This window comes from Polaribacter gochangensis (genome assembly GCF_046224025.1).
Classification (GTDB): domain Bacteria; phylum Bacteroidota; class Bacteroidia; order Flavobacteriales; family Flavobacteriaceae; genus Polaribacter; species Polaribacter gochangensis.
Genome location: NZ_JBJXRF010000001.1, coordinates 850,984 through 876,818, shown reverse-complemented (window position 1 = coordinate 876,818; position 25,835 = coordinate 850,984). Strand labels below are relative to the sequence as shown.

The following is a 25,835-nucleotide window of genomic DNA, read 5'->3' as shown; positions in this document are numbered from 1 at the left end:
AACTGTTACTGCAAACTAATTTAAACAAGTTCCTTTTTAATCCAGTCGTATCCTTTTGCTTCTAGTTCTAAAGCTAAAGAAGCATCACCCGTTTTTACAATTTTACCATCGTATAAAACATGTACAAAATCTGGAACAATGTATTCTAATAAACGTTGGTAATGTGTAATCACAATTACTGCGTTATCTTTAGATTTTAGTTTGTTTACGCCGTTTGCAACAATTCGCAATGCATCAATATCCAATCCAGAATCCGTTTCGTCTAAAATTGCCAATTTTGGCTCTAACATTGCCATTTGAAAAATCTCGTTACGTTTTTTTTCTCCTCCAGAAAAACCTTCATTTAAAGAACGTGATAAAAACTTACGATCTATCTCTAACAATTCTGATTTCTCACGAATCATTTTTAACATGTCTTTAGCAGGCATGTCTTCTAAACCTTTTGCTTTACGAGTTTCGTTAATTGCAGTTTTGATAAAGTTGGTAACAGAAACTCCAGGAATTTCTACTGGATATTGAAAGGATAAAAACACACCGTTATGCGCTCTTTCTTCTGGAGCTAATTCGCTAATATCTTCTCCGTTTAATTCAATAATTCCGTTTGTAACTTCATACTCTTCTTTTCCAGCAACAATATTTGCCAAGGTGCTTTTTCCGGCTCCATTTGGCCCCATGATTGCATGAACTTCTCCTGCTTTTACTTCAATATTCAATCCTTTTAAGATTGCTTTATTGTCTATGCTTGCGTGTAAATTGTTAATCTTTAACATTTTCCTAATTTGTTTATCTGTTTATACGTTAAACTGTTTAAACGACTCAACGTATAAACAATTAAACAATAAAATTTTATCCTACTGACCCCTCAAGAGAGATTTCTAATAATTTTTGTGCTTCTACGGCAAATTCCATTGGCAACTTATTGAGCACTTCTTTACTAAATCCGTTTACAATTAATGCAATTGCTTTTTCTGTATCAATTCCTCGTTGATTACAATAAAACAATTGATCTTCTCCAATTTTACTTGTTGTTGCTTCGTGTTCTATTTGTGCTGTTTTATTTTTTGCTTCTATGTACGGAAACGTGTGTGCTCCACATTCATTTCCCATCAATAAACTATCACACTGCGAAAAGTTACGTGCATTTTCTGCTCTAGAGTTTATTTGCACCAAACCTCTATAAGAGTTTTGTGATTTTCCTGCGGATATTCCTTTTGATATAATGGTCGACTTGGTATTTTTACCCAAGTGAATCATTTTAGTTCCAGTATCTGCTTGTTGATAATGATTTGTTACTGCAATTGAATAAAATTCTCCAACTGAATTGTTTCCTTTTAAAATACAAGAAGGATATTTCCACGTTACAGCAGAACCCGTTTCTACCTGTGTCCAAGAAATTTTTGCATTTGTTTCACACAAACCTCTTTTAGTTACAAAGTTAAAAACACCACCTTTTCCGTTGGCATCTCCAGGAAACCAGTTTTGTACGGTAGAATATTTTATTTCTGCATCATCCATAGCAATAAGCTCAACAACAGCTGCGTGCAATTGATTTTCGTCTCTACTTGGTGCCGTACAACCTTCTAAATAACTCACGTAGCTTCCTTTGTCTGCAACAACTAAAGTTCTTTCAAACTGTCCCGTTCCACCTTCATTAATTCTAAAATAGGTTGATAATTCCATCGGGCAACGAACACCTTTTGGAATGTAACAGAAAGATCCGTCAGAAAAAACTGCCGAATTTAATGCTGCATAAAAATTATCTGAAGTAGGAACAACAGTTCCTAAGTGTTTTCTTACCAATTCTGGATGTTCTTGAATTGCTTCAGAAATTGGCATAAAAATAATGCCTTTTTCGCCTAATGTTTTTTTGAATGTTGTAGCAACTGAAACAGAGTCAATAACAATATCTACAGCAACATTTGCCAAACGTTTTTGTTCTTCTAAAGAGATTCCAAGTTTTTTAAACGTCTCTAATAAATCTGGATCAACTTCGTCTAAAGAATTTAATTTTGGTTTTTGTTTCGGAGCAGAATAATAGGCAATTTCCTGAAAATTAGGTTTCGGATACTTCACATTTGCCCAATCTGGCTCTTCCATTTTTTCCCAAACTCTAAACGCTTCAATTCTCCAATCAGTCATCCATTGTGGTTCGTTTTTCTTTTTAGAAATAGCACGAACTACATCTTCATTTAACCCTTTTGCAAAGGTTTCGCTGTCTAATTCTGTATAAAAACCATATTCGTACTCTTTGGTTTTTAGCTCTTCTCTTAAATTATCTTCTGTGTACTTCATAATCATTTAAAGATTGAAAAATTAAAAAATTTAATAAATCTCACTTCTTTTTAAATAGTTAATGAATTTTGATAATTGCTTTGAAATATCTTCAACTGCTATTATTAATTCTTTCACTTCTTTATTTTCCAGGTATCCTAGTTGTTCACAAATCCTTAATAAACTTCTAACTTCTCCGCTAGAGCCTTACCTTATATATAAGAATTTCACAAATTGTTTGTTTGACTATAATTCAAAACCTTCTGCAATATTTATCGGAATCGAAATTGCTGCTCTTTGAATTTGGTTTTTTACATTATAATCAAAATCTGACTTTGAACTTGTTATTTTATTTATGATGATTGAAAATTCAAATGCTTTTTGATACACTTCTAAATCTTCAAATCGGTTCATTTTTCAATCCTTTAATTTTTGAATCTTTCAACAGTTTTTACAACGAAAAACTCTCCCCACATCCACAAGTTCTATTCGCGTTTGGATTGTTAAAAACGAAACCTGTTCCGTTTAATCCTCCAGAATATTCTAGTGTTGTGCCAACCAAATACAAGAAACTTTTTTTATCAACAATAATTTTCACCTCATTGTCTTCAAAAACTTTATCATCTTCGGCTTGATTCTTATCAAACGTTAAATCATATGATAAACCTGAGCAACCTCCACTTTTTACACCAACGCGCACAAAGTCTTTGGATGCGTCAAAACCGTCATCAGCCATTAATTCTATGACTTTTTTCTTCGCGATGTCTGAAACTTTTATCATAATTCTTATATAGATTAAATCCAAATTAGGTGCAAATATAACTACAAAATCTGATTTTCAAAGCCTTTTAACATGAATAAAACTGATTGTTTGATTGGTAAAATTAATACCTACTTCTAAAGTTGATTTAAGAAAACATTCTTTTGTTAATGAACTGTTAAAAAAACGCTATAAACTTTGTAAACAAGGAATTAAACTTACTTTTATTCCGTCACTAAAACAAACCAAATGAAACGCATTTTTACTGCAATCGTATTTTTAATAGCAACTCAAATTACCGCACAACAAAAAGCATGGCCAGAAGATTTAATTACTGTTCCTGTAAAGACTAATTACCAAAAAACTTCTACTTATGCAGAAGTGATGTCTTTTATTGCTGCATTGCAAAAAGAGTCAGATTTATTGCATGTAGAATATATGGGAACCAGTAAAGAAGGAAAAAAGATTCCCATGGTAATTCTGGCAAATCCAAAAATTACAACACCTGCTGAAGCAAAAGCTTCAGGAAAACCTGTTTTATACATTCAAGGAAATATTCATTCTGGAGAAGTAGAAGGTAAAGAAATTGTGCAGCAGATTATGCGCGATATTTTATTAGGCGATAAAAAGCATTTATTAGACAACCAAATTTTAATTTTTGCACCGATTTACAATACAGATTCTAACGACAAAATGAAACAAGGAAGAAGACCTTCTCAAGAAGACAGTCCGGTTGAAGTTGGAATTAGAGCTAACAGTCAAGGATTGGATTTGAATAGAGACGGAATTAAAATGGAAGCGTTTGAAACCGCAGGATTAATTCAAAATGTAATCTTAAAATGGGATCCAGAAATGTTGGTAGATTTACACACCACAAACGGAACTTGGCATGGTTACGGAATTACCTACGCACCAAGTTATCATTATGCTGGCGAAAAAGCTCCGTATGATTTTACTTGGAACCAACTTTTACCTGAAGTAACTAAAAATATTGACAAAAACTACAAGGTTAAAATTGGTCCTTACGGATATTATTCTACCAGACAAGGCTGGCCACCAACTTCAATTTATACGTACAATCATCACCCAAGATATATTGTAAACCAAATGGGCTTGCGAAATAAAGTCGGAATTTTAAGTGAAGCTTTTGCACACGATCGTTTGTATGAACGAATGAACGGAACCTATGGTTTTGTTGCAGAAATCTTAGAATTTACAAATAAGTATGGTAAAAAAATGGCAGCAATTAATGCGAAAGCAGAAAAAGACGCCATTCAAAATGTAATTGATAACGCTGGAAAAGTTGAAAAAGGTGTCCGTTTTAAAATGGTTGCTTTGGATGAAAAAATAGAAAATTACAGAACCTACGATTACATTCCGTATGTTAAAAAAGACGGAAAGAAAGGGTATTTGCGTTCCGGAAAAATTATTGATGTGCCAAATGTGACCAACTTATCAAAATTTGATGCAACAGTTAATACAAAATTACCTAGAGGTTATTTTTTACCAAAATCTATGATATCAATTGTTAAACATCTAAGAAAACAAGGCATAAAAGTTACCGAATTAAAAAGTCGTAAAAGAGCAATAGGAGAAGTATTTATGGTTGATAAATTAAACAATGCTAGACGTAAATTTGAAGGACACAATATGGCAACTGTAGAAGGAAAATATGTAGCAAAAACACAAACTTTTAGAAAAGGTGATTTTTGGATTGACATGGCGCAACCTTTAACCAACTTAGCTTTTTACATGCTAGAGCCACAATCTGATGACGGCTTAGTCTCATGGAATTTCTTTGATGATTATTTAAAAGAACAGGGTGTAGAAACAAAAACGGTTGCATATCCAGTTTTTAAATATTATTCGGTTAGATAAACCAAAAACTATGTCTGTTAGAGCGGAGTCGAGAACTATAAGTTACTCGATTATTATATAAATTAGGTTTCGACTCCGCTCTAACAGACAGAAGATTAAAACATCTTTTCATGCTTTAAAAACAAATAGAATTGCTGTATCTTTGCGGCATGATTGAAGATAAAAACCAAGATAAAACCTCACTTTCTGAATTAGGAGAATTCGGATTGATACACCATTTAACAAAGCATTTCAACACCAAGCATGCATCAACAGTAAAAGCTGTTGGAGATGATGCTGCGGTTTTAGATGCATCAGAAAAGCAAACTTTAATTACAACCGACTTGTTAATTGAAGGTGTGCATTTTGATTTGAGTTATATGCCGTTAAAACACTTAGGTTACAAGGCGGTAATGGTTAATTTATCGGATGTTTATGCAATGAACGGAACCGCAGAACAAATTACAGTTTCAATTGCAGTTTCTAATCGTTTTCCGCTAGAAGCAATTGAAGAATTGTATGCGGGAGTTCAATTGGCTTGCGAAACATATAACGTAGATTTAATTGGTGGCGATACCACTTCATCAACAACTGGAATGTTGATTTCAATTACTGCAATTGGCAAAGCAAATAAAGAAGATGTTGTGTATAGAAATGGCGCAAAAGAAACCGATTTAATTGTAGTTTCTGGAGATTTAGGCGCTGCTTATTTAGGATTACAAGTTCTAGAAAGAGAAAAACAAGTTTTTAAAGTTGACCCAAACAATCAACCAGATTTAGATAATTACACGTATTTAATTGAACGTCAATTAAAACCAGAAGCACGTAAAGATGTTGCTGGATTGTTAAAAGAATTGGAGGTAAAACCAACTTCTATGATTGATATTTCTGACGGATTATCATCAGAAATTATGCACATTTGCTCGCAATCTAAAGTTGGGTGTAAATTGTATGAAGATAAATTTCCATTAGATCCGCAAGTAATTTCTACTTGCGAAGAATTTAACATGGATTCTACAATGATTGCTTTAAGTGGCGGCGAAGATTATGAATTGTTATTTACAGTTCCTATTGCTGATTTTGATAAGATAAAAGGAAATCCTAATTTTTCTATTATTGGTCATATTACCGAAGAAAAGCAAGGAATGAATTTAGTAACACGCGCAAACCAAGAAATGGAATTAAAAGCGCAAGGTTGGAATGCCTTAAAGGAAGAGTAGAAGCACACTTTTGATTAACATTGCTATATAAGAATAGTGCGGTTTTGTGTGCGAGGATTTTCCTGCAGAAAATCAGAAGTAACAAAACCGCACGGAATCTTAATTAAGTACTAAACTAAGCATTATTTTTATATGGTGTTGGGCACGTTTTTTATTTATTTACCTCTTATTTTCTTTACTATTTCTTTCCAGTTATACTTTCCTTTATTTGTATTATTCCATTCCTCAACATCAGAAAGCATCTCGTCAATTTTGTTTTTTTCAATCCATTTGCCATTTACAAAGACACCTGCAATTTTACGAGTATTATTAATGTCATCTAAAGGGTTTTCATCTAACAAAATCAAATCTGCAAACTTTCCTATTTCTATTGTCCCTAATTTATCGCCGATTTCAAGCCATTCAGCTCCTAATCTTGTTGCAGAAGCCAATGCCTCTTCATTAGTCAATCCAGCTTCTACTAATAACTTCAATTCGTCGTGAAGTGAAAATCCCCATACAATTCCTGAAGTTCCTGCATCTGTTCCTGCAACCATTGGAACGCCTTCTTTTTTAAAAGCCTTAACAATCTTAAGATGAAAGTCAACGAGTTTATCGAAGTAAGCAATACGTTTGGCATTTGTGCCTTGGTTGTATTGATTGGATACAATCCATTTACTCTGCATCAGTGGATGGACAAATTTAAAACTTTTAAGGTTTCGGACACTATCAAGAGAACGTGCTTGTTTTGCTATATAAACAAGATTAGATAAATTAGGAATTAACCAAGTACCATTTTCTTTTGCTAAACGCGCAAACTCTTGTGCTTTTTGTAAGCTGAAGTCTTCAGCTTGTTTTGATAATTCTTCTGCGTGAGCGATTAATCCAAAGTGAGGAACAAAAAAATCATTGGCAGTCTTTCCCTCAAATGCATTAGGAATGTGTCCAACAACTTTCATTCCCTGTTTATTTGCCTCATCAATGATCGCTTTATAGGTTTCAATATTTAATTGAGAATATACTTTTATAAACTCATAGCCTTCACCTTTTGCAATTCTAACAGTTTGTCTTCCTTCAGAAGGTGTTTTTGCAGACATATTTGCATTGTTTCCATCAATTAATGCGGCTAAAGCGATTCTTGGACCTATTACATCGCCTCTTATTATTTCGTTTCGTTGCCCAATATGTTCTGCTCTTGCACTTAATTCAAATACTGTAGTAACACCATTTGCTATGTAAAGTGTCATAAAATTTTGTGTATCAAAATGTATTGCTGGACCTCTTGTAGGATAGGATTTATATGGGCCATCTGCTAGATTATGAACATGCATATCAATTAGACCTGGTATTAGCCATTTTCCTTTTCCGTCAATGATTGTTGCGTTATTGGGAATTGGCTTGTTGATTGTTTCTATTTTCTTGTCTTTGAGAACTATCGTAGCATTTTTTATGAGTTCATTTTCCTTTGTCATAGAAATGATATTCACATTTTTGATGGCATAAACAGTTTCTTGTTGAGATGATTGTTGTCTCTTTTTTGTAGGTCTTTTTTCGCTGCAAGAAGTAAAAATTAAAATTAATACTAATAGTTGAAATTTTTTCATGATTATATTTTTTGTTTGTATTTACAAGACACAAATATCAATCTAACGTTACATTAACCCTCAATTGTATAAGTCTCAATGCACGCAATAAGACTATTTATTATTAAAACTATTTATGTATTCTGAAGGTGAATAGCCTGTTGAATTTTTAAAAACACGATAAAAACTGCTTTTTGAGTTAAACCCACATAATTCACCTATGGCAGTAATTGTATATTGAAGTACTTTGTCTGTTACTAGCATGTTTTTTGCTTCTTCAACACGATGGTAATTCACTTTATCATAAAAGTTTGTCTTTAAAACATCATTTAAAAGGGCTGACAATTTTCTGCTACTAATTTGCATTTCTTGAGATAAATCATTCAAGGTTAAGTCCTTTCTTAGATGAACTTTTTCTTTCTTGAAAAGTTTGTTCAAATTAGATTTTAACACCATCACCTCTTCTGGTTTAATTATTCTTTGAGTGTTGTTAATTTTAGACAGTAGAGTATCATCAGAAGTAATTTCAGTCAAAAATATAGTTGTTTGGGTTAGTCCGAAATATCCTAAATATCCCATAGCCGTAATGACAAAAAAAACTGTAATATAAGCATCCCATTCTACATTATAAACAAAAAATATTTCAGAAAATGTTATAATTAAATCAATACTCAAAGCTATCAAGAATAAAATTATAAATTTCTTAATCCATACAAAATCCTGCTCCCTAAAAGTTGAAAAAAACTGTTTCAATCTTGGTTCATATTTATAGAAAATATTTAATGACATTAATAAGTAAAGAATTCCATAACTGTCTTTTATCAAAGCTAGATTTATATGCTTATTTATTATTTGTAGGTATGGAAATATACTTTTATCAGTTGCATCGTTTATGGAAGAAGGTATAATATAAAAAAGTAGGTAAAGAATAAAAGGTATGAAATGTGCAGAATGTTTTGTTATAAAATTATTTTCGCTTTCAAAAAGTGATTTTACGTATAGGTATATCAGTACAGCTAATAAAAATCTTGAGCCATTTTCTAGTATAAAAGTTGGTGTTAATAGAAACTTTAAATTGTGAAGCAAGCCATAAAAATGAATTATGGTAAAGAGAATAAAAAACCAAAATACAATTAGTATTTTCTTTGGTAATTGAGTGTTATTTGTTTTAAATAATTTTAAAAGTATAATTATGTTTAAAACAATACCTACAATTAAGATAAAATCAATAATTAGTTCCAATATAATAAATTAGTATTTAGATTAAAATATATGAGTTTTGTTGAATCGCTGTAAATTGTGCCTAACTAATATACTATCGAACGATTTAATACTGAAACAAGTTCAGCATAAATGTTTTATATCAGAAGTTAAACGAAGTTAGCTAAATTTTTAAAGTAAGTCAAGTTTAGCAGCTTTTTACAAATTGTTTTAAGGCATCAATCAGCTCAACTTTATTTTCAATATGACTCATATGGCCGTCATTAAAAATAACCGTTTCTAAATGGTTGTTTTTAGCTTCTTTTATAGATGTTTCAAAGTCTAACACCGGGTCCTTTTTTCCAATAATTAAGAGCTTTTTACAAGGTAATTCTTGTAAAACAGGTTCTCTATTTGGTCTTATCTTCATCCCTTCTTGGCAGGCAATATACCCTTGAAGCGTTGTTTGTACTGCCTCCTTCAAAGCTATCTTTAATTCATATTTATAGGTATTTCTACTTTCTTCACTAAACAAATTGGTAAAAGACATTTGCACCATGTTTTTAAAGTGCTTCTGCACTAACTTATTTGCTCTTGTTCTTAACGTTTTTCTTTCGTTATCATCAGCCAAAGAAGTAGAATTCATCAAACACAAACCTTTTACTTTCTGTAGATTTTTTTCTGCAAATGCCAACGCAACATATCCGCCCATAGAATGTCCAATTAAAATTGATTTACGAATTCTCAAATGTTTTAAAACAGCTTCAACCGCTTCTGCCATCAATTCCATAGAATGAACATAACCCATACATTCTGTGTTGCCATGACCTAATAAATCGATACAAATAACTTTATTTTGTTTAGAGAGTTCTTTGGCAACAGAATTCCACATTGTAGAATTCTCTAAAAAACCATGCAAAAGCACTATTGCAGCACCTTTTCCTATTGATGAAAAAGAAATTTTCGTGTTTTTATAGTAGATATTATTTTGCATTGAACAAAAATATGTATCTTTATTGAGGTTATTTAAATTAAGTTTTAAAATGTTTACATCTCCCTTTAGAAATATTACATTAAAAGCTGAAAAGAAACTAACGTTTAGTCTCTTTTACCTTTTCATAATAAGCGCTGTTGTTTTAAGATATTTTAATATGTATTTAGATAATGCAGCTGCTCCTTACGGAATTTTCTCCTTTGAATTGGCCGGAAGTCTTGATAAATCTGTCGAAATTATCAACTCATGGTCTCCGTTAGCAAAAACATTTGCAGGTTTAAACTTAGGCTATGATTTTCTTTTCTTACTAATTTACACATTGTTTATTTCACTTTTAATTCACAAAATAAACGAGCGTCTATGGACTGGAAAAGCTTTTTATAGAATTGGGGAGCTTTTAATTTGGTCTATGTTTATTACAGCTATTTTTGATGCAATAGAGAATGTAGCATTGATAAAACTATTAATTGGAAGCTATAAAGAATATTGGGCTTCTGTTGCTTACTTTTTTGCTATTTCGAAATTTATGTTGATTGGCATTTCTTTGCTATACCTTATTTCAAATACCGCTTTATTACTTTTCAAGAAATCTTCTTAAGTTGAATAAAACAAAAGAAATTTTAATCGTTGGATTTGCCTTATTCTCGATGTTTTTTGGCGCTGGAAATTTAATTCTTCCTCCTTTTTTAGGCGTTCAATCTGGCGAAAGTTGGAGCTTAGTAACACTTGGTTTTTTTGTTACAGCAGTTATTATTCCGATTTTCGGAATTATAGCACACGCACGTTTACAAGGAACCATGTTCGATTTTGGCAAAAAAGTGTCGCCAACATTTAGTTTGGTTTACTGTTTAATTGTTTACGCAATTTCTATTACGCTACCAGCACCAAGAACTGCTTCTGTAACACACGAAATGGCAATTGCTCCGTTTTTTGGAACTTCATCTTTACTAACAAGCACTATTTATTTTGCGTTGGTTTTTGTGTTTGTAATGAATCGTTCTAAAATTTTAAACCTCATCGGAAAATTCTTAACTCCATTTATCATCATCATTTTATTAGCTGTTATTTTTGTCGGAATTACAACAAGTCCAGATGTTATAAATCCAACAAGTTTTAAAACTCCATTTGTCAGTGGTTTATTAGAAGGTTATCAAACTTTTGATGCTATTGGAGCAATTGTAGTTGGTGGTGTTCTAGTAATTTCTATGAACTTTAAAAAAGGAACTTCTTTTGAAGTAAAAAAAGAACTGATTTCTAAAGCTGGAATTGTAGCCGGAATTGGCTTACTAATTATTTATACTGGCTTAATTTATAACGGAGTTTACTTTAGTAGTTCTTTTGCAGAAAATGCAACAAGAACAGAAATCTTAACGAGTATAAGTACACAAACTTTAGGAAATATCGGTACTGCTTTTTTAAGTGTTTTAGTCGCTTTGGCTTGTTTTACTACTGGAGTTGGAATTGTAACCGGAACTTCAGATTATATTAAAGGACTGTTTAACAACTCACAAAAAGCATATAGAATAACGGCAATTATTGGTTGTGGATTGGGAGTTTTAATTGGCCAGTTTGATGTGCATTATATTATAGTTATTGCGCTCCCAGTATTAATGTTTATTTACCCAATAACCATCATTTTAATTTTACTAAATGTGCTACCAGAAAAATTAGCTTCTCCAACTGTTTTTAAAACTGTAGTTGGAGTTACCTTTTTGTTTAGCATTCCAGATTTTTTAAAGTTTATTATCAACCCAGAAAAACTTACAGGAATTCAAAGTTACATTCCTTTATCTGAACACAGTTTGGGTTGGGTTTTACCTGCAGTTCTTATATTTATAGTGGTGAATATTTTTAAAAATTTCACAACAAAAACTGCGTAATTGGGTTTTTAAAATATTGACTATTAGAGTGTTTTTATCTTCCTTTTCGCATTCTTATTGGACCTAACCATAACCAAAATCCAGTAATGGTAAATAACAACAAAGCCAAACTCATTACTGTTGTATAAATCAATTTTATAGGATCTCCAGAAGTATTAAAATAGATATCTAATGCAGAACCATCGTGTATGCCTTCTATAAAATCAGATCGTCGTCTTTCTACATGCAATAAATCTCCTGTTGCTCCATCTACTTGAATTCCGTAATAGTTTTCAAAAATAAATTTTGCAGTTCCTTTTTCTTTTCTAATATCAATTCTATCAACAACAGGTTCTACTTCTAAAGAAATGTGTTCTTTAAAATAGAAATTCGCTTTGGTGTGTAAACTATCTATTGGCAACCAGTTTTTTAACTCTGTAGAACTGCCTTCGTAGGTTTCTGAAAGTAAATAATCAAAACTGTTTTTTTTCCATCCAAGAAGTAAAGCACTAATAGAAACCACAAAAAAGAAAATAAACAACGTTGCTCCAGTTATTCGATGCACTTTTCTAAAGGTTCGTAAAACTTTGGCTTGTTTTTTCTTATTCTCTTTTTTACTCATGAGGCTTTATCAGAAGTAAGCGAAAATATTGCTTTTAATCGAATTTCAATATTTTTAGACATTAAAAAAGCGAGTTTTCACTCGCTTTTAACATTATTTTATGTTTTGCTATTGATTCATTAAATCTTCAATTTCTTCGGCTAAAATCGGGATATTTTGCATCAAATTAAATGGTTCTCCTTTTTCTTGAATCACAACATCATCTTCTAAACGAATTCCCATATTTTCTTCAGGAATGTAAATTCCAGGTTCAACTGTAAAAACCATGTTAGCTTTCATTGGCTTTTTTAATTCACCATAATCGTGTGTATCCAATCCCATATGATGTGATGTTCCGTGCATAAAATACTTTTTATACGCTGGCCAATTTACATCTTCATTTTGCACATCAGCTTTGTCAATTAATCCTAAACTTAACAATTCTGAAGTCATAATTTTACCAACTTCTTTGTGATATTCTGCCCAAATTGTTCCAGGAACAAGCATTTTTGTTGCCTCTTCTTTTACATGATTAACCGCATTGTAAACAGCTTTTTGTCGGTCTGTAAATCTTCCAGAAACCGGAATTGCCCTAGACATATCAGAAGAATAATTTGCATATTCGGCGCCAACATCCATCAATAGCATATCGCCATCTTTACATTGCTGATTGTTTTCTATATAATGCAATACACAAGCATTGTAACCAGAGCCAATTATGGGTGTATATGCAAATCCTTTAGACCGATTTCTCAAAAATTCATGCATAAATTCCGCTTCAATCTCATACTCCATTACACCTGGTTTTACAAATCCTAAAATTCTTCTAAATCCTTTTTCGGTGATATTACATGCAGTTTGTAACAATTCTAATTCTTGTGGTTCTTTTACACCTCTAATGCTTTGTAAAATTGGAAAACTCTTTGCCCAATTATGCGCCGGAAATTTATCTTTAACGCTTTTTATAAATCGATCTTCTCTACTTTCTAACGCTACTGACTGACGGTAATGTTCGTTTGTATTGAAGTAAATTGTTTCTGCTTCGGTCATTAAATCAAAAAATACTTTATCAAAATCGCTTAACCAATACACCGTTTGTACACCAGAAGTTTCAGTTGCTTGTTCTTTGTTTAATTTTGCTCCTTCCCAAATTGCAATATGATTATTTGTTTCTGTTACAAATAAAACCTCTTTGTGTTTCTTATCTAATGCATCTGGAAATAACAACAATATACTTTCTTCTTGATCTACACCGCTTAAATAAAAAATATCTCTATGCTGATGAAAAGGCAAAGTACTATCTGCCCCTGTTGTAAAGATATCGTTTGAATTGAATACCGCTATCGATTTGGGTTTCATTTGAGCGGTAAATTTTGCTCTATTTTTTATATAAAGTTGATTATCTATTAAATGATATTTCATGTGTGAAAGTGTTTTAGAGAGACAAATGTAGTAATTTATACAAAGAAGATTTCTTTGTATTATTAAAAACTCCAGTACAGTTTTACTATAAAACGAATACTAAATCTTCAAGAAGATTTGATTTTCAACTGGTTATCAAAAATCAAAAAAGTTGCTTTTGAAAAAAATAAAATAAAAAAGAAGCGATATATTATTTATATATAGTATCTTTGCAGCTAATATTATTTTAATTATTATTACAATGAGTAAAGGTACAGTAAAATTTTTCAATGAGTCTAAAGGATTTGGATTCATCACTGAAGAAGACACAAACAAAGAACATTTTGTACACATTTCTGGATTAATCGATGAGATTAGAGAAGGTGATGACGTAGAATTTGACTTACAAGAAGGTAGAAAAGGAATGAACGCAGTTAACGTAAAAGTTATCTAAGATATAAACTTTTTTTTATTATAAAACGCCTATCAATTAATTTGATAGGCGTTTTTGATTGTATAAAGTTGTTTGAAATTATCTTCTTTTACTACTATCTCTTCTTGAAGAACGATTATCATTTCTTTTTCTATTGTTATTTACAGGCTTTTTTGAATTATTTCTTGGAGTGTGATTTTTCTTCTTTGGTTTATTAGAAGTTGGTTTACCAGGTTCTGTAGTATTATTTGGCTCAAAACCCTCAATAACTTCAGATTCTAGTTTTTGTCCTAATAATTTTTCTATTTGCCTTACGTATTCCATTTCTTCAATACACACTAAAGACAACGCTTCTCCTTTGGCTCCAGCTCTTCCTGTTCTTCCAATTCTATGAATATAATCTTCAGGAACATTTGGCAATTCGAAATTAATAACATGTGGCAATAACGGTATGTCTAAACCACGAGCAGCAATATCGGTTGCTACTAAAACTCTTATATCATTTGTTTTAAATTGTGCCAAGGCTTTTGTTCTAGCGCCTTGACTTTTATTTCCGTGAATTGCGGCAGCAGAAATTTTACTTGCAACTAATTTTTTGGTAAGCTTATTTGCTCCATGTTTTGTTCTTGTAAAAACCAGCACTTGTTTCCAATTTCCGTCAGAAATTAACTTTGTAATTAATGCTGTTTTTTGCCCTTTATCTACACGATATATTTTTTGATCTACCTTTTCTGCAGTAGAATTTTGTGGTGTTGCTTCTACCAAAACAGGATTGTGAAGAATTCCAGCTGCTAACGCTTTTATTTCTTTAGAAAATGTTGCAGAAAACAATAAATTTTGACGCTTAGCTGGCATCAAACTCATAATTTTTTTGATATCTCTTAAAAAACCCATGTCTAACATTCGGTCGGCTTCATCCAGCACTAAAATTTCTACTCTTTTTAAAGACAATGCATTCTGGTTTTCTAAATCAAGTAACCTTCCTGGTGTTGCCACCAAAACATCTACTCCTTGTCTAATTGTTGCTATTTGAGCTTTTGCTTTTACACCTCCAAAAACAACAGTAGATTTCATGTTTAAATACGCTCCATAATCTCTAACATTATCATACACCTGAGCAGCCAATTCTCTTGTTGGCGTTAATACTAACGCTCTAATTGGTCTAAATTTATCACTTCTTGTGGCGTCTAAAATTTGCAACATTGGCAAGGTAAATCCCGCTGTTTTTCCTGTTCCTGTTTGTGCAGATGCCAACACATCTTTACCTTCTAAAATTAAAGGAATTGCTTTTTCTTGAATTGGTGATGGAGTTTTATACCCTTGTTTTTCAACAGCTTTTAACAAAGCGTTGTTTAATCCTAATGATTGAAATGACATACATGTGTTTTATAAAATGACGTCTAAGAGAAATTGTCATTTAAGAATTTATGCAAAGATACGTTGATTTCTATTGGATATGATAACATTTTGTTAAAACTAAGAATTGCCTCCTCAGAATTTTTGTAATCTCTTTTACAAATACTAACTTGAGCCACCAAATAACTAATCATGAAAAAAATAACTACTTTTTTTGCAGCTTTGCTTATTGTATCATCAATAAATGCTCAGCAAACAACATCTGCTAATCAGATAGAAAAAGCTTTAAATCAAAAAGACGCTTTAACTAAAAATTCTATTGTAAAAAACATCAAATTTACTAACATTGGCCCTACTGTTATGAGTGGTCGTGTTGCCGATTTAGATGTAAACCCAAACGACCCAACAGAGTTTTATGTTGGATATGCTTCTGGAGGTTTATGGCACACAAAAAATAACGGAATTACGTTTACACCAATAATGGATACTTCTCAAACTCAAAATATTGGAGATATTGCTGTAGATTGGAAAAGTAATACAATCTGGGTTGGAACTGGAGAAAAAAATTCATCAAGATCTTCGTATGCAGGAATTGGAGTTTTAAAGTCTACCGATAACGGAAAAACATGGGAAAATGTTGGACTAACAGATTCGCATCACGTTAGTAGAATTATCATCAATCCAAACAATTCAAACGAAGTTTTAATTGCTGTAATTGGTCATTTATATTCTTCAAATACAGAAAGAGGTATTTTTAAAACAATTGATGGCGGTAAAACGTGGAGTAAAAAATTATACATTGATGAAAATACTGGTTTTATTGATATAGAACCTGCACCAAATAATTTTAATGTTTTATATGCTGCTTCTTGGGAGCGTGATAGAAAAGCTTGGAACTTTGTTGGAAGCGGTTCTAATTCTGCTATTTACAAAAGTGTTGATGGTGGAGAAAACTGGAAAAACATTTCTGGAAATGGTTTCCCAACTGGAAGTGGAGTTGGTAGAATTGGTTTAGCTGTTTATGACGAAAACACCGTGTACGCACTTCACGACAGTCAATTTGAGTTTAAAGAAACGAAAGGGAAAAACAGTCCGACAGCGGTTGCTTTTAACAGTCAAATATTTCAAAACATTACTTCAGAAGAATTTGTAAAACTAGATAATAAAGAAATTGACACCTATTTAAAATCTCTTGGTTTTCATGAAAAATACAGAGCTTTAAACATTAAAAACTTTGTGCAATCTAGTGCTTTATCACCAGGAGAAGTTCCTGCTTTTTTACAAAGTACTCAAGCCGTTACCGCTGCAGCAGTTACTGGTGCAGAAGTTTTTATGACCACAAACGGTGGTAAATCTTGGAAAAAGAAAAATAAAGAAAAATTGAGTTTGTATTCTTCTTACGGATATTATTTCGGAGAAATTAGAGTAGATCCTCAAGATAAAAATGCCATATATATTTTAGGAATTACTTTACACAAATCTAAAGATGCCGGACAAACATTTACATCAATCGGAAAAGAAAATGTACATTCAGATCATCAAGCTTTTTGGATAAACCCTAAACGTTCTGGACATTTAATTAATGGAAATGATGGTGGAGTTAATATGAGTTATGATGATGGAGAAAGTTGGAGCAAATTAAATTATGCACCAGTTGGTCAATATTACTCGATCTTCGTGGATAACGAAAAACCATATAATGTGTATGGCGGACTTCAAGACAATGGTGTTTGGTACGGACCAAATAATGCTAGAATAGACAAAAGATGGGAAGGTTCTGGTCAAAATCCACATAAATCCATTATGGGAGGAGACGGAATGCAAGTTCAGGTTGATAGTAGAGACCACAATATTGTGTATACAGGTTCTCAATTTGGAAGTTATTTCCGTTTAGATCTAGGAAAAGGAACACGTACATACATCACCCCAAAAAGTAAAGTAAAAGGAGAAACTTTCCGTTTTAACTGGCAAACACCAATTTTATTATCGCCGCACAATCAAGATATTGTGTATTTTGGAAGTAATAAATTACATCGTTCTTTAAATCAAGGAAACGATTGGAGTACTATTTCAGATGATTTAACTTCTGGAGAGAAAAAAGGAAATGTAGCGTACGGTACGCTAACAACAATTAGCGAAAGTCCTTTTAAATTTGGTATGATTTACGTGGGTTCTGATGATGGTCATGTAAACCTAACAAAAGATGGTGGAAATTCTTGGCAAAATATTTCAGGTTCATTTCCAAAAAACTTATGGGTTTCTAGAGTGATTGCATCAGCACATAAAAAAGAACGTGTGTATGTTACGTTAAATGGATATCGTTGGGATGATTTTACTTCGTATGTTTACATGTCTGATGATTATGGCGTAACATGGAAAAATATTGGAAATAACATTCCTACTTCTCCGGTAAACGTAATTAAAGAAGATCCAGAAAATGAACATATTTTATACTTAGGAACAGATAACGGATTGTATGTTACTTTTGATAACGGAGGTGCTTGGCATCCATTTAGTAACGGATTTCCAAATGTTGCTGTTCATGATTTAGTAATACAAAAAAGAGATAAAGATTTGGTTGTTGGTACGCACGGAAGAAGTATCTATAGAGCAAACATCTCAAAATTGCAAAGCTTTAACTCTTACAACTCTAAAGCAACTCATTTATTTGAAATAGAAACTATTAGGTCTTCATCTCGTTGGGGAAGTACTAGATGGGGAACACCATTTACTCCAGAAGTAGACATTTCTGTTTTCTCAAATTCAGCTAAGAAAACAAAAGTTTCTGTGTATGCAGGCGATGTGTTGGTAAATTCTTTTTCTCTAAATGTAAATAGAGGTTTTACAACATCTAAATACGATGTTTCTTTTTCTAAAAGTGGAAAAAGAGCTTTTGAAAGAGCAAACAAAAAAATAAAATTAAAAGAAGCGCCAAACGGAGTTTTCTATTTACCTAAAGGAAAATATACCGTAAAAGTTGACAACGAAGAACAAACTTTAGAGGTGAAATAAACACTCTCCTTTTACAGTAACTAAATCTATAAATCAGTACTTTTATCTTATGAAAAAAGTACTGATTTTTTATTGGTTTCTATTAAGTCTTCAAGGTTTTTCTCAATCTAATTGGCAGCAGCTTAAGAAACTATCTTGCGCTGAAAAAACGTGGGTTGTTTTTCATCCTTTTAAAGCTCAAAAAGCATTGAAGGTTTCTGAAGAAACACAAAGAGTTTCAGATTCAATTGCAAAAACACCTTTATTAGATGGCGATAAAAGTGGCGGACAAGTAGATGCTTTTCGTCATGCGTATTGGATGGCGCGTTTGCGCCAAGAAATTGGAAAAAATGCTGCGTTAACACTCGGAAAAGCACATGAAAAAAGCAATTATCAGCAATACAAAAAAAACCAATTAGAAGATGGTGAAACGCCAGATAAGATTTCTTCTGAAATGGATGTATTTAACAATGCTGTTGGAGTTACTTATACCGAAAAAGGAATTCCCTACCCAAAAAATGGATTGATTTATAGAATTGTAAACGGCATTTTAGCTGGCAATTATAAAGTGATTAAAAAAGATCAAAACCAAAATTATTTAACTTGTGGTGATGAAATAATTGCTAAAAAAGCACTAAAAGGAAAATGGAAAAACGATAAATGTTTGACAAATTCTAACTATTAACTATTTAAACAAATTCTAAATACTACAGAAAACAAAAAAGTTGTTTGCTTAAGCTTATCAATAGATGTAAATTTGTACCAATTCTTAACTAACAAAAAATGAGCGGAATCTTAAATTCTTCGATTGCCAGAAAGTTTGCCATGGCGCTTTCGGCTTTCTTTCTTATGTTTTTCTTATTACAACACTTTGTAATAAACGTAACTTCAATATTTCCAGACAACGGAGCAACTTTTAATAAGTTGTCTCACTTTATGGGAACCAACGGTCTTATCCAATATGTAATGCAGCCTGTTTTAATTTTTGGTGTTGTATTTCATTTTGTAATGGGCTTTGTATTGGAAATAAAAAACAACAGCGCCAGGACAATTAAATATGCTAAAAACAACGGAGCAGCAAATTCTACTTGGATGAGTAGAAATATGATTTGGTCTGGTTTGGCAATTTTAGCTTTTATTGTATTGCACTTTATCGATTTTTGGTTTCCAGAAATCAATACCAAATTTATCCAAGGAGATTGGTCTGGACTACACGATGGACAGTTGCGATACTTCCACGAATTACAAGAGAAATTTGTAAATCCGGCACGAGTTGGAGCCTATGTTGTTGCTTTTGTATTCTTAGCATTGCACCTTTTACACGGATTTAACTCAGCTTTCCAATCAGTTGGAGCAAATAATAAATATACTAAAGGATTGAAAACTTTTGGTAAACTATATGCAATCTTAATTCCGTTTGGGTTTATTGTTATTGCATTATTTCATCATTTCAATCACTAATACAAAAACAGTATGGCAACTTTAGATTCAAAAATACCAAAAGGCCCATTAAAAGATAAATGGACCACCTATAAAGACAAAATAAATTTAGTAAACCCTGCCAACAAACGTAATATTGATATTATTGTGGTTGGTACAGGTTTAGCTGGTGGATCTGCTTCTGCAACTTTAGCAGAATTAGGGTACAATGTAAAAGCATTTGCATATCAAGATTCTCCACGAAGAGCGCATTCAATTGCAGCGCAAGGAGGAATTAATGCAGCAAAAAATTACCAAGGTGATGGCGATTCTTTTTACCGCTTATTTTACGATACTGTAAAAGGAGGAGATTACCGTTCAAGAGAAGCAAACGTGTATCGTTTGGCAGAAGTTTCTGCAAACATCATTGATCAATGTGTGGCACAAGGAGTTCCTTTTGCTCGTGATTATGGTGGTTTGTTAGACAACCGTTCTTTTGGTGGAGTTTTAGTTTCTAGAACTTTTTATGCAAAAGGACAAACAGGACAACAATTATTATTAGGAGCTTATTCTGCAATGAACCGTCAAATTGCTCGTGGAAAGATTGAAATGTTCAATCGTCACGAAATGTTAGATGTCGTAAAAATTGATGGAAAAGCACGTGGAATTATTGCTCGTAATTTAATTACCGGAGAAATTGAGCGGCATTCTGCACATGCAGTTGTAATTGCATCTGGTGGATACGGAAATGTCTATTTCTTATCAACCAACGCAATGGGTTCTAATGCAACAGCAGCATGGAAAATTCATAAAAAAGGAGCATTCTTTGCAAACCCTTGTTATACACAAATTCACCCAACATGTATTCCGCGTTCTGGAGATTATCAATCAAAATTAACATTGATGTCAGAATCGCTTAGAAATGATGGCCGTATTTGGGTTCCAAAAAAGATGGAAGATGTGATGGCAATAAGAGAAGGTCGTAAAAAACCAACTGATTTGTCTGAGGAAGAAAGAGATTATTACTTAGAAAGACGCTATCCAGCATTTGGTAATTTAGTACCTCGTGATGTGGCTTCAAGAGCAGCCAAAGAGCGTTGTGATGCTGGTTATGGAGTAAATGCAACTGGTGAAGCTGTGTATTTAGATTTTAAATCGGCAATAGAGCGTTACGGAAGAGAACAAGCTAAATTACATCATATTTCTAACCCTACAGAAAAAGAAGTCTACGATTTAGGAAAAGGAATTGTTGAAGCTAAATATGGAAACTTATTCCAAATGTATGAGAAAATCGTTGATGAAAATCCATACGAAACGCCAATGATGATTTATCCTGCAACACACTACACAATGGGTGGTGTTTGGGTTGATTATAATTTAATGACCACAGTAGATGGATTGTATTGTATAGGAGAAGCAAACTTCTCTGATCACGGAGCAAATAGATTAGGAGCTTCTGCTTTAATGCAAGGTTTAGCTGATGGATACTTTGTATTACCTTATACTATTGGAGATTATTTAGCCAATGACATTAGAACAGGAAAAATACCGACGGACACAAAAGAGTTTGATGAAGTTGAAAAAGAAGTAAAAGATCGTTTAGATTTCTTTATCAACAATAAAGGAGAACATTCTGTAGATTATTACCACAAAAAATTAGGAAAAATTATGTGGGATAAAGTAGGAATGGCTCGTAATGCAAAAGGGTTGACAGAAGCAATGGCAGAAATTAAAGCCTTGCGTGAAGATTTCTGGAAAAACGTAAAGGTAACTGGTGCATTAAACGAAATGAATCCTGAATTAGAAAAAGCAGGTAGAGTTGCAGATTTCTTAGAATTAGGAGAATTGTTTGCTAAAGATGCCTTAATGAGAGAAGAATCTTGTGGAGGTCACTTTAGAGAAGAATCTGTAGAATCTGACGGGTTACAAGAAGGTGAAGCAAAACGTAACGATAAAGACTACGCTTTTGTAGCTGCCTGGGAATACAAAGGAGAACCTGCAGACGCAGTATTGCATAAAGAAGAATTAGAGTTTAACGATATTGAATTAAAACAACGTTCATATAAATAAGAAAGACATGATGAATTTAACATTAAAAATCTGGAGACAGAAAAGCGCCAAAGATAAAGGGCAAATGGTTGAATACAAAGTGACTGAAATTTCAGAACACATGTCATTCTTAGAAATGATGGATGTATTGAACGAACAATTAATAAACACTGGCGAAGAGCCTGTAGCTTTTGATCACGATTGTAGAGAAGGAATCTGTGGAATGTGCTCTATGTATATAAACGGAGAAGCTCATGGTCCAGATCGTGGTGTAACAACCTGTCAACTACATATGCGTATGTTTAAAGATGGCGATACAATTACTATTGAACCATTTAGAGCAAAAGCATTTCCTGTAATAAAAGATTTAGTGGTTGATAGAACTTCTTTTGAACGTATTCAACAAGCTGGAGGATTTATTTCTGTAAACACATCTGGTAACACACAAGATGCAAATGCAATTCCAATTTCTAAACACGATGCTGATGAAGCAATGGATGCTGCTGCCTGTATTGGTTGTGGAGCTTGTGTTGCAACTTGTAAAAACTCTTCTGCAATGTTATTTGTTGGAGCAAAAGTTTCTCAATATGCATTGTTACCACAAGGGCAAGTTGAAGCTACAGATCGTGTTTTAAACATGGTTGCTCAAATGGATGCTGAAGGGTTTGGTAACTGTACAAACACTGGAGCATGTGAAGTTGAATGTCCGAAAGGAATTTCTTTAGAAAACATTGCTCGTATGAACAGAGAATATTTAAGCGCTAGTTTAAAAGGATAACTAAGTATTCTAATTATAAAAAAAACCACTTAGAAATCTAAGTGGTTTTTTTATTGTTGAAAATTTAAATTAAGTACTAAAAAAAGCCTTTTGATTTCTCAAAAGGCTTTTACTATTTTACATTATTTTATTATGGATTGATTGTCCAAGAAACATAGTATTGAGAACCAATTCCACCAACTCCTGGTGCACTAAAGTATTCTTTACCACCTAAATTAGCTCCACCTACTTTTAAAGTAGATTTCCATTTTGGCATTCTATAGTTTACTTGAGCATCAATTACTGATCTAGCATCAATTGTTCCATCATAGAAAGAAGATTGCCATAAGAAAGCATCTTGCCATCTAAAGTTTACATTAAAACCTAAATTTTTAAGTAAGTCAGTTTTCCCAAATTGCATTTTAAATTTGTGCTCTGGTGTATTAAATCCTGCTTCAAAATCTGGGTTGCTTGCACCGCTTTCGTTAAATTTAGCAAATGAATAATTAAAACTTAGATCGAATCCGTTGAAAACTTTAGTTCCAACACTAATTCCTGCTCCTGCAGAAGTAATGTCTGCATCAGAGTTTGTATCAAAAGCCACACCTTTATAATCTCCGTTACCTAAAGCAATTAAAGCAATTGGAGTGATACCCTGTTGACCTCCTGTAGCTGGTCCTAAATCAACAGCGTCTGTTAAACCAACGCTACCATATAATGGAGCAACCACATTTTCACTTGCAATAAAGTCTTTATATTTATTGTAGTAAGCATTTAAATCAATTGTAAATCCTTCTATTATACCTCTATATCCAACTTCAAAAGCTGTTACATGTTCTGGCTTCACAAAATCTACATTAGATTTTTTTAAGTCTGCTGGGTTTTTAGTTTGTGAAAACTTCCCAACAGAACTTGCTGTCCAAGAATTACTATAAGCAGCTCTACCTGTTAATACTTTTGTAGTACCAATTCCGCTTGCTCCACCTGTAACTGCATTAATATATCCTGCTAAAGCTGGGCTAATTCCTAATGCATATGGTGATGATTCATATCTATCGATATTATCTGGTGCAGTACCCACTAAGATTCCTGCTCCGGCATCTAATCCAATATATTGATCTTGAGTAGTCGGGTTTCTAAAACCTGTTTGAACTGAAGCTCTAAAGTTGTGGTTCTTGTCTTCACCAGCAGCATATGCTAAAGATAATCTTGGAGAAACATTTCCTTTAAAGTTTTGTGCTTTGTCATATCTTCCAGAAGCAGTTACTTTTAATCTGTCGTCCATAAATTTATCTTGAATCTGAACATAAGCACCATATTCATTATAGTTGATTGGTCCATCGTAATCTGTAAAAATTGTTCCGTGAGAATTTAAAGAATATTTTCTAAAAGATCCTCCAACTTGTACTTCAGCAAAATCGATATAATCTCTTAAGTTTACGTTTGCGTCTGCATGGTATAACTTTGTATTGTCCTGAAACTTAGAACCTGTTGTTAAATCTGGGTCTGCTGTTACTTTTGCTTTCGCTGCTTCATATCCAGGTGTACCTGGTATCAATCTGTTTCTGTCTGCAAAAGCTCTTGCTGCATCGTGATTCATCCCTGGAACTCCAAGTCCTGCAAAAGCTCCTAAATATGCACCTGCATATTCTTGAAACCATTGTGTATCACCTTTCCATTGTCTATTGATATTAATCGCTGCAAAACGAGTATCATAAGAATCCCCTGCATCTTCTTGAGTAACGTAACCTCTTACAAAAAAGTTTTTCCCTTTTACCTCTAATTTATGTTGAGACATATAGAAGTTTTTGATATTGTATCTGTTTTGACCTTGGTAAATTGTATTTCCTGTTCCGTATTTAGAATTCCAAATTACCTCTACACGGTCGTTTCCTAAAGGTCTATAGTTTAAAGAGATTCCTAACTTTACACTTTTAGCACTATTGTCCATTAAGTCATTATCAGTATATCCTGTTCTTGTTACTCTTGATGAGCCTAAAGTACCTGCAGGAACTGAAGCTAATTCATCCCAATTAAGAGTCGTTCCAACTTCATCACCATAAACGTTTAATCCGTTATAAGCTGGATTACCAGCGTGACTTGTAGATGCTGGGTTTACTTCATCTCTATAATCTGTAGCATACCATTCAGTACCTTTTAAATAAGATAAAGTTGCTTTTGCTGCAAAATAATCAGAAAATGCATACGCCATTCTAATGCTTGTGTCTACATATTCATTTGTTCCGGCAGCATCTTGAGAGGTCATTCCTGATTTTAATACATAACTAATTCCTTGGCTATCGAAAGGTGACTTACTTGTCATAAACATAATACCATTAAATGCATTTGCACCATAAAGTGCAGAAGAAGCACCTGGCAATAACTCAACTGTATTTACGTCTAATTCAGACATTCCTAATAAATTTCCTAAAGCAAAGTTTAATGCTGGAGATGAATTGTCCATTCCGTCTACTAATTGCATAAAACGCTCATTAGAAAACGTTGCAAACCCACGTGTATTAACAGATTTAAATGTTAAACTATTTGAATTTACATCAACGCCTTTTAGATTCTCTAAACCATCATAAAATGTTGGTGAAGAAGTGTTTCTTATTGCTCTAATATCCATTCTTTCAACAGTAACAGGAGATTCCATAATACGTTCTGGAGTACGAGAAGCAGAGATTACAACTTCGTCTAGAGAAGTAGCGTTTTCAATTAAAGAAACTGAAACCACTTGATTGTTCTTTGTAATCGCAACTTTCTGAGCTTTATAACCTAGCATAGAGATTTCTAGATTAAAGGGCGGCAAATCCGTTACAGTGATTGTGAATTTTCCATCAAAATCGGTATTAGTACCAACCGACTTCCTTTCCACTTTAATATTGGCTCCCGGAAGAGGCTCGCCATCAGCGTCTGTAACTGTTCCTGAGACTGTTGTCTGAGCAAACATAATTACGCTGGTAAACATTGCAAACGCAACAAGTAATAGTTTTTTCATAATGTAAAATATTTGTTATCTATTCTGCAAAGTACAAATTTTTTTGAATTAGTTAAAGAAGTAGTCATAAATTTAAATATTTATCTTTTTTTTATTTCAAAATA

The 25,835-nt window shown here is 32.8% G+C and carries 20 protein-coding genes and 1 pseudogene; 10 read left to right on the top strand and 11 right to left on the bottom strand.

The window, feature by feature from the left end; genetic code table 11:
* Positions 1-20 precede the first annotated feature (20 nt).
* From sufC to ACEWL1_RS04045, 4 genes and pseudogenes are all read right to left on the bottom strand, one after another.
* Positions 21-770 carry a Fe-S cluster assembly ATPase SufC gene (gene sufC / locus ACEWL1_RS04060; protein ID WP_409232001.1) on the bottom strand — a complete coding sequence of 250 codons (750 nt, stop codon included), beginning with the start codon at positions 768-770 and terminating at the stop codon, positions 21-23.
* A 76-nt stretch (positions 771-846) separates the two neighbouring features.
* A complete protein-coding gene (gene sufB / locus ACEWL1_RS04055; RefSeq protein ID WP_409232000.1) occupies positions 847-2,292 on the bottom strand; it encodes a Fe-S cluster assembly protein SufB in 1,446 nt (481 codons plus the stop codon).
* Positions 2,293-2,322: 30 nt separating this feature from the next.
* Positions 2,323-2,685, bottom strand: a pseudogene (locus ACEWL1_RS04050) (four helix bundle protein).
* Between the two features lie 37 nt (positions 2,686-2,722).
* Positions 2,723-3,052, bottom strand: a complete 330-nt coding sequence (locus tag ACEWL1_RS04045; protein ID WP_409231999.1) for a HesB/IscA family protein — start codon at positions 3,050-3,052, stop codon at positions 2,723-2,725.
* Between the two features lie 228 nt (positions 3,053-3,280).
* Here ACEWL1_RS04045 and ACEWL1_RS04040 point away from each other — a divergent pair, with 228 nt between their 5' ends.
* Positions 3,281-4,909 carry a M14 family metallopeptidase gene (locus ACEWL1_RS04040; protein ID WP_409231998.1) on the top strand — a complete coding sequence of 543 codons (1,629 nt, stop codon included), beginning with the start codon at positions 3,281-3,283 and terminating at the stop codon, positions 4,907-4,909.
* Positions 4,910-5,058: 149 nt separating this feature from the next.
* On the top strand, positions 5,059-6,108 hold the full coding sequence (thiL, locus tag ACEWL1_RS04035; RefSeq protein ID WP_409231997.1) for a thiamine-phosphate kinase: 1,050 nt from the start codon (positions 5,059-5,061) through the stop codon (positions 6,106-6,108).
* Positions 6,109-6,263: 155 nt separating this feature from the next.
* On the opposite strand, the gene ACEWL1_RS04030 is transcribed toward thiL, so the two are convergent.
* The 3 genes from ACEWL1_RS04030 to ACEWL1_RS04020 form a co-directional block, all read right to left on the bottom strand.
* Entirely contained in the window at positions 6,264-7,691 is a 1,428-nt protein-coding gene (locus tag ACEWL1_RS04030) for an amidohydrolase family protein (protein ID WP_409231996.1), read from the bottom strand.
* A gap of 93 nt (positions 7,692-7,784) precedes the next feature.
* Entirely contained in the window at positions 7,785-8,912 is a 1,128-nt protein-coding gene (locus tag ACEWL1_RS04025) for a helix-turn-helix domain-containing protein (RefSeq protein WP_409231995.1), read from the bottom strand.
* Positions 8,913-9,078: 166 nt separating this feature from the next.
* A complete protein-coding gene (locus ACEWL1_RS04020) occupies positions 9,079-9,864 on the bottom strand; it encodes an alpha/beta fold hydrolase (RefSeq protein WP_409231994.1) in 786 nt (261 codons plus the stop codon).
* 157 nt (positions 9,865-10,021) lie between these two features.
* Here ACEWL1_RS04020 and ACEWL1_RS04015 point away from each other — a divergent pair, with 157 nt between their 5' ends.
* The gene (locus tag ACEWL1_RS04015; RefSeq protein ID WP_409231993.1) at positions 10,022-10,462 is read left to right on the top strand and encodes a hypothetical protein; all 441 of its coding nucleotides are present in this window, start codon (positions 10,022-10,024) and stop codon (positions 10,460-10,462) included.
* A gap of 1 nt (position 10,463) precedes the next feature.
* Positions 10,464-11,744, top strand: a complete 1,281-nt coding sequence (gene brnQ, locus ACEWL1_RS04010; RefSeq protein ID WP_409231992.1) for a branched-chain amino acid transport system II carrier protein — start codon at positions 10,464-10,466, stop codon at positions 11,742-11,744.
* A gap of 34 nt (positions 11,745-11,778) precedes the next feature.
* Here brnQ and ACEWL1_RS04005 read toward each other — a convergent pair whose 3' ends face one another.
* Both ACEWL1_RS04005 and ACEWL1_RS04000 read right to left on the bottom strand, forming a co-directional pair.
* Positions 11,779-12,345, bottom strand: coding sequence for a PepSY domain-containing protein (locus tag ACEWL1_RS04005; RefSeq protein WP_409231991.1), 567 nt, complete (start codon positions 12,343-12,345; stop codon positions 11,779-11,781).
* A 108-nt stretch (positions 12,346-12,453) separates the two neighbouring features.
* Positions 12,454-13,746, bottom strand: coding sequence for an aminopeptidase P family protein (locus tag ACEWL1_RS04000; protein ID WP_409231990.1), 1,293 nt, complete (start codon positions 13,744-13,746; stop codon positions 12,454-12,456).
* A gap of 241 nt (positions 13,747-13,987) precedes the next feature.
* Here ACEWL1_RS04000 and ACEWL1_RS03995 point away from each other — a divergent pair, with 241 nt between their 5' ends.
* Positions 13,988-14,179 carry a cold-shock protein gene (locus ACEWL1_RS03995; protein WP_188597820.1) on the top strand — a complete coding sequence of 64 codons (192 nt, stop codon included), beginning with the start codon at positions 13,988-13,990 and terminating at the stop codon, positions 14,177-14,179.
* A gap of 78 nt (positions 14,180-14,257) precedes the next feature.
* Here ACEWL1_RS03995 and ACEWL1_RS03990 read toward each other — a convergent pair whose 3' ends face one another.
* Positions 14,258-15,535 carry a DEAD/DEAH box helicase gene (locus ACEWL1_RS03990; protein ID WP_409231989.1) on the bottom strand — a complete coding sequence of 426 codons (1,278 nt, stop codon included), beginning with the start codon at positions 15,533-15,535 and terminating at the stop codon, positions 14,258-14,260.
* Positions 15,536-15,706: 171 nt separating this feature from the next.
* Between ACEWL1_RS03990 and ACEWL1_RS03985 the strand changes: the two genes are divergently transcribed.
* The 5 genes from ACEWL1_RS03985 to ACEWL1_RS03965 all read left to right on the top strand — a co-directional run bounded on the left by ACEWL1_RS03985 (position 15,707) and on the right by ACEWL1_RS03965 (position 22,751).
* Positions 15,707-18,526: a VPS10 domain-containing protein gene (locus ACEWL1_RS03985; protein ID WP_409231988.1), complete on the top strand. Its 2,820-nt coding sequence runs from the start codon at positions 15,707-15,709 to the stop codon at positions 18,524-18,526.
* Between the two features lie 49 nt (positions 18,527-18,575).
* Positions 18,576-19,190: a DUF6973 domain-containing protein gene (locus ACEWL1_RS03980; RefSeq protein ID WP_409231987.1), complete on the top strand. Its 615-nt coding sequence runs from the start codon at positions 18,576-18,578 to the stop codon at positions 19,188-19,190.
* Positions 19,191-19,288: 98 nt separating this feature from the next.
* The gene (locus ACEWL1_RS03975; RefSeq protein ID WP_409231986.1) at positions 19,289-19,966 is read left to right on the top strand and encodes a succinate dehydrogenase cytochrome b subunit; all 678 of its coding nucleotides are present in this window, start codon (positions 19,289-19,291) and stop codon (positions 19,964-19,966) included.
* A gap of 12 nt (positions 19,967-19,978) precedes the next feature.
* Entirely contained in the window at positions 19,979-21,994 is a 2,016-nt protein-coding gene (locus ACEWL1_RS03970; protein ID WP_409231985.1) for a fumarate reductase/succinate dehydrogenase flavoprotein subunit, read from the top strand.
* 10 nt (positions 21,995-22,004) lie between these two features.
* Entirely contained in the window at positions 22,005-22,751 is a 747-nt protein-coding gene (locus ACEWL1_RS03965; RefSeq protein WP_409232261.1) for a succinate dehydrogenase/fumarate reductase iron-sulfur subunit, read from the top strand.
* A 130-nt stretch (positions 22,752-22,881) separates the two neighbouring features.
* On the opposite strand, the gene ACEWL1_RS03960 is transcribed toward ACEWL1_RS03965, so the two are convergent.
* Positions 22,882-25,731 (bottom strand): TonB-dependent receptor domain-containing protein, encoded by a 2,850-nt coding sequence (locus tag ACEWL1_RS03960; protein WP_409231984.1) that lies wholly within the window; start codon positions 25,729-25,731, stop codon positions 22,882-22,884.
* Positions 25,732-25,835 lie beyond the last annotated feature (104 nt).

Coding starts and splice junctions, on each gene's coding strand:
- ACEWL1_RS03970 (WP_409231985.1), top strand. CDS start 19,979: ATGGCAACTTTAGATTCAAAAATACCAAAAGGCCCATTAAAAGATAAA.
- sufC (WP_409232001.1), bottom strand. CDS start 770: ATGTTAAAGATTAACAATTTACACGCAAGCATAGACAATAAAGCAATC.
- ACEWL1_RS03980 (WP_409231987.1), top strand. CDS start 18,576: ATGAAAAAAGTACTGATTTTTTATTGGTTTCTATTAAGTCTTCAAGGT.
- ACEWL1_RS03985 (WP_409231988.1), top strand. CDS start 15,707: ATGAAAAAAATAACTACTTTTTTTGCAGCTTTGCTTATTGTATCATCA.
- ACEWL1_RS04045 (WP_409231999.1), bottom strand. CDS start 3,052: ATGATAAAAGTTTCAGACATCGCGAAGAAAAAAGTCATAGAATTAATG.
- thiL (WP_409231997.1), top strand. CDS start 5,059: ATGATTGAAGATAAAAACCAAGATAAAACCTCACTTTCTGAATTAGGA.
- sufB (WP_409232000.1), bottom strand. CDS start 2,292: ATGAAGTACACAGAAGATAATTTAAGAGAAGAGCTAAAAACCAAAGAG.
- ACEWL1_RS03995 (WP_188597820.1), top strand. CDS start 13,988: ATGAGTAAAGGTACAGTAAAATTTTTCAATGAGTCTAAAGGATTTGGA.
- ACEWL1_RS03990 (WP_409231989.1), bottom strand. CDS start 15,535: ATGTCATTTCAATCATTAGGATTAAACAACGCTTTGTTAAAAGCTGTT.
- ACEWL1_RS03975 (WP_409231986.1), top strand. CDS start 19,289: ATGAGCGGAATCTTAAATTCTTCGATTGCCAGAAAGTTTGCCATGGCG.
- ACEWL1_RS04000 (WP_409231990.1), bottom strand. CDS start 13,746: ATGAAATATCATTTAATAGATAATCAACTTTATATAAAAAATAGAGCA.
- ACEWL1_RS04020 (WP_409231994.1), bottom strand. CDS start 9,864: ATGCAAAATAATATCTACTATAAAAACACGAAAATTTCTTTTTCATCA.
- ACEWL1_RS03960 (WP_409231984.1), bottom strand. CDS start 25,731: ATGAAAAAACTATTACTTGTTGCGTTTGCAATGTTTACCAGCGTAATT.
- ACEWL1_RS04005 (WP_409231991.1), bottom strand. CDS start 12,345: ATGAGTAAAAAAGAGAATAAGAAAAAACAAGCCAAAGTTTTACGAACC.
- ACEWL1_RS04015 (WP_409231993.1), top strand. CDS start 10,022: ATGTATTTAGATAATGCAGCTGCTCCTTACGGAATTTTCTCCTTTGAA.
- ACEWL1_RS04040 (WP_409231998.1), top strand. CDS start 3,281: ATGAAACGCATTTTTACTGCAATCGTATTTTTAATAGCAACTCAAATT.
- ACEWL1_RS03965 (WP_409232261.1), top strand. CDS start 22,005: ATGAATTTAACATTAAAAATCTGGAGACAGAAAAGCGCCAAAGATAAA.
- ACEWL1_RS04030 (WP_409231996.1), bottom strand. CDS start 7,691: ATGAAAAAATTTCAACTATTAGTATTAATTTTAATTTTTACTTCTTGC.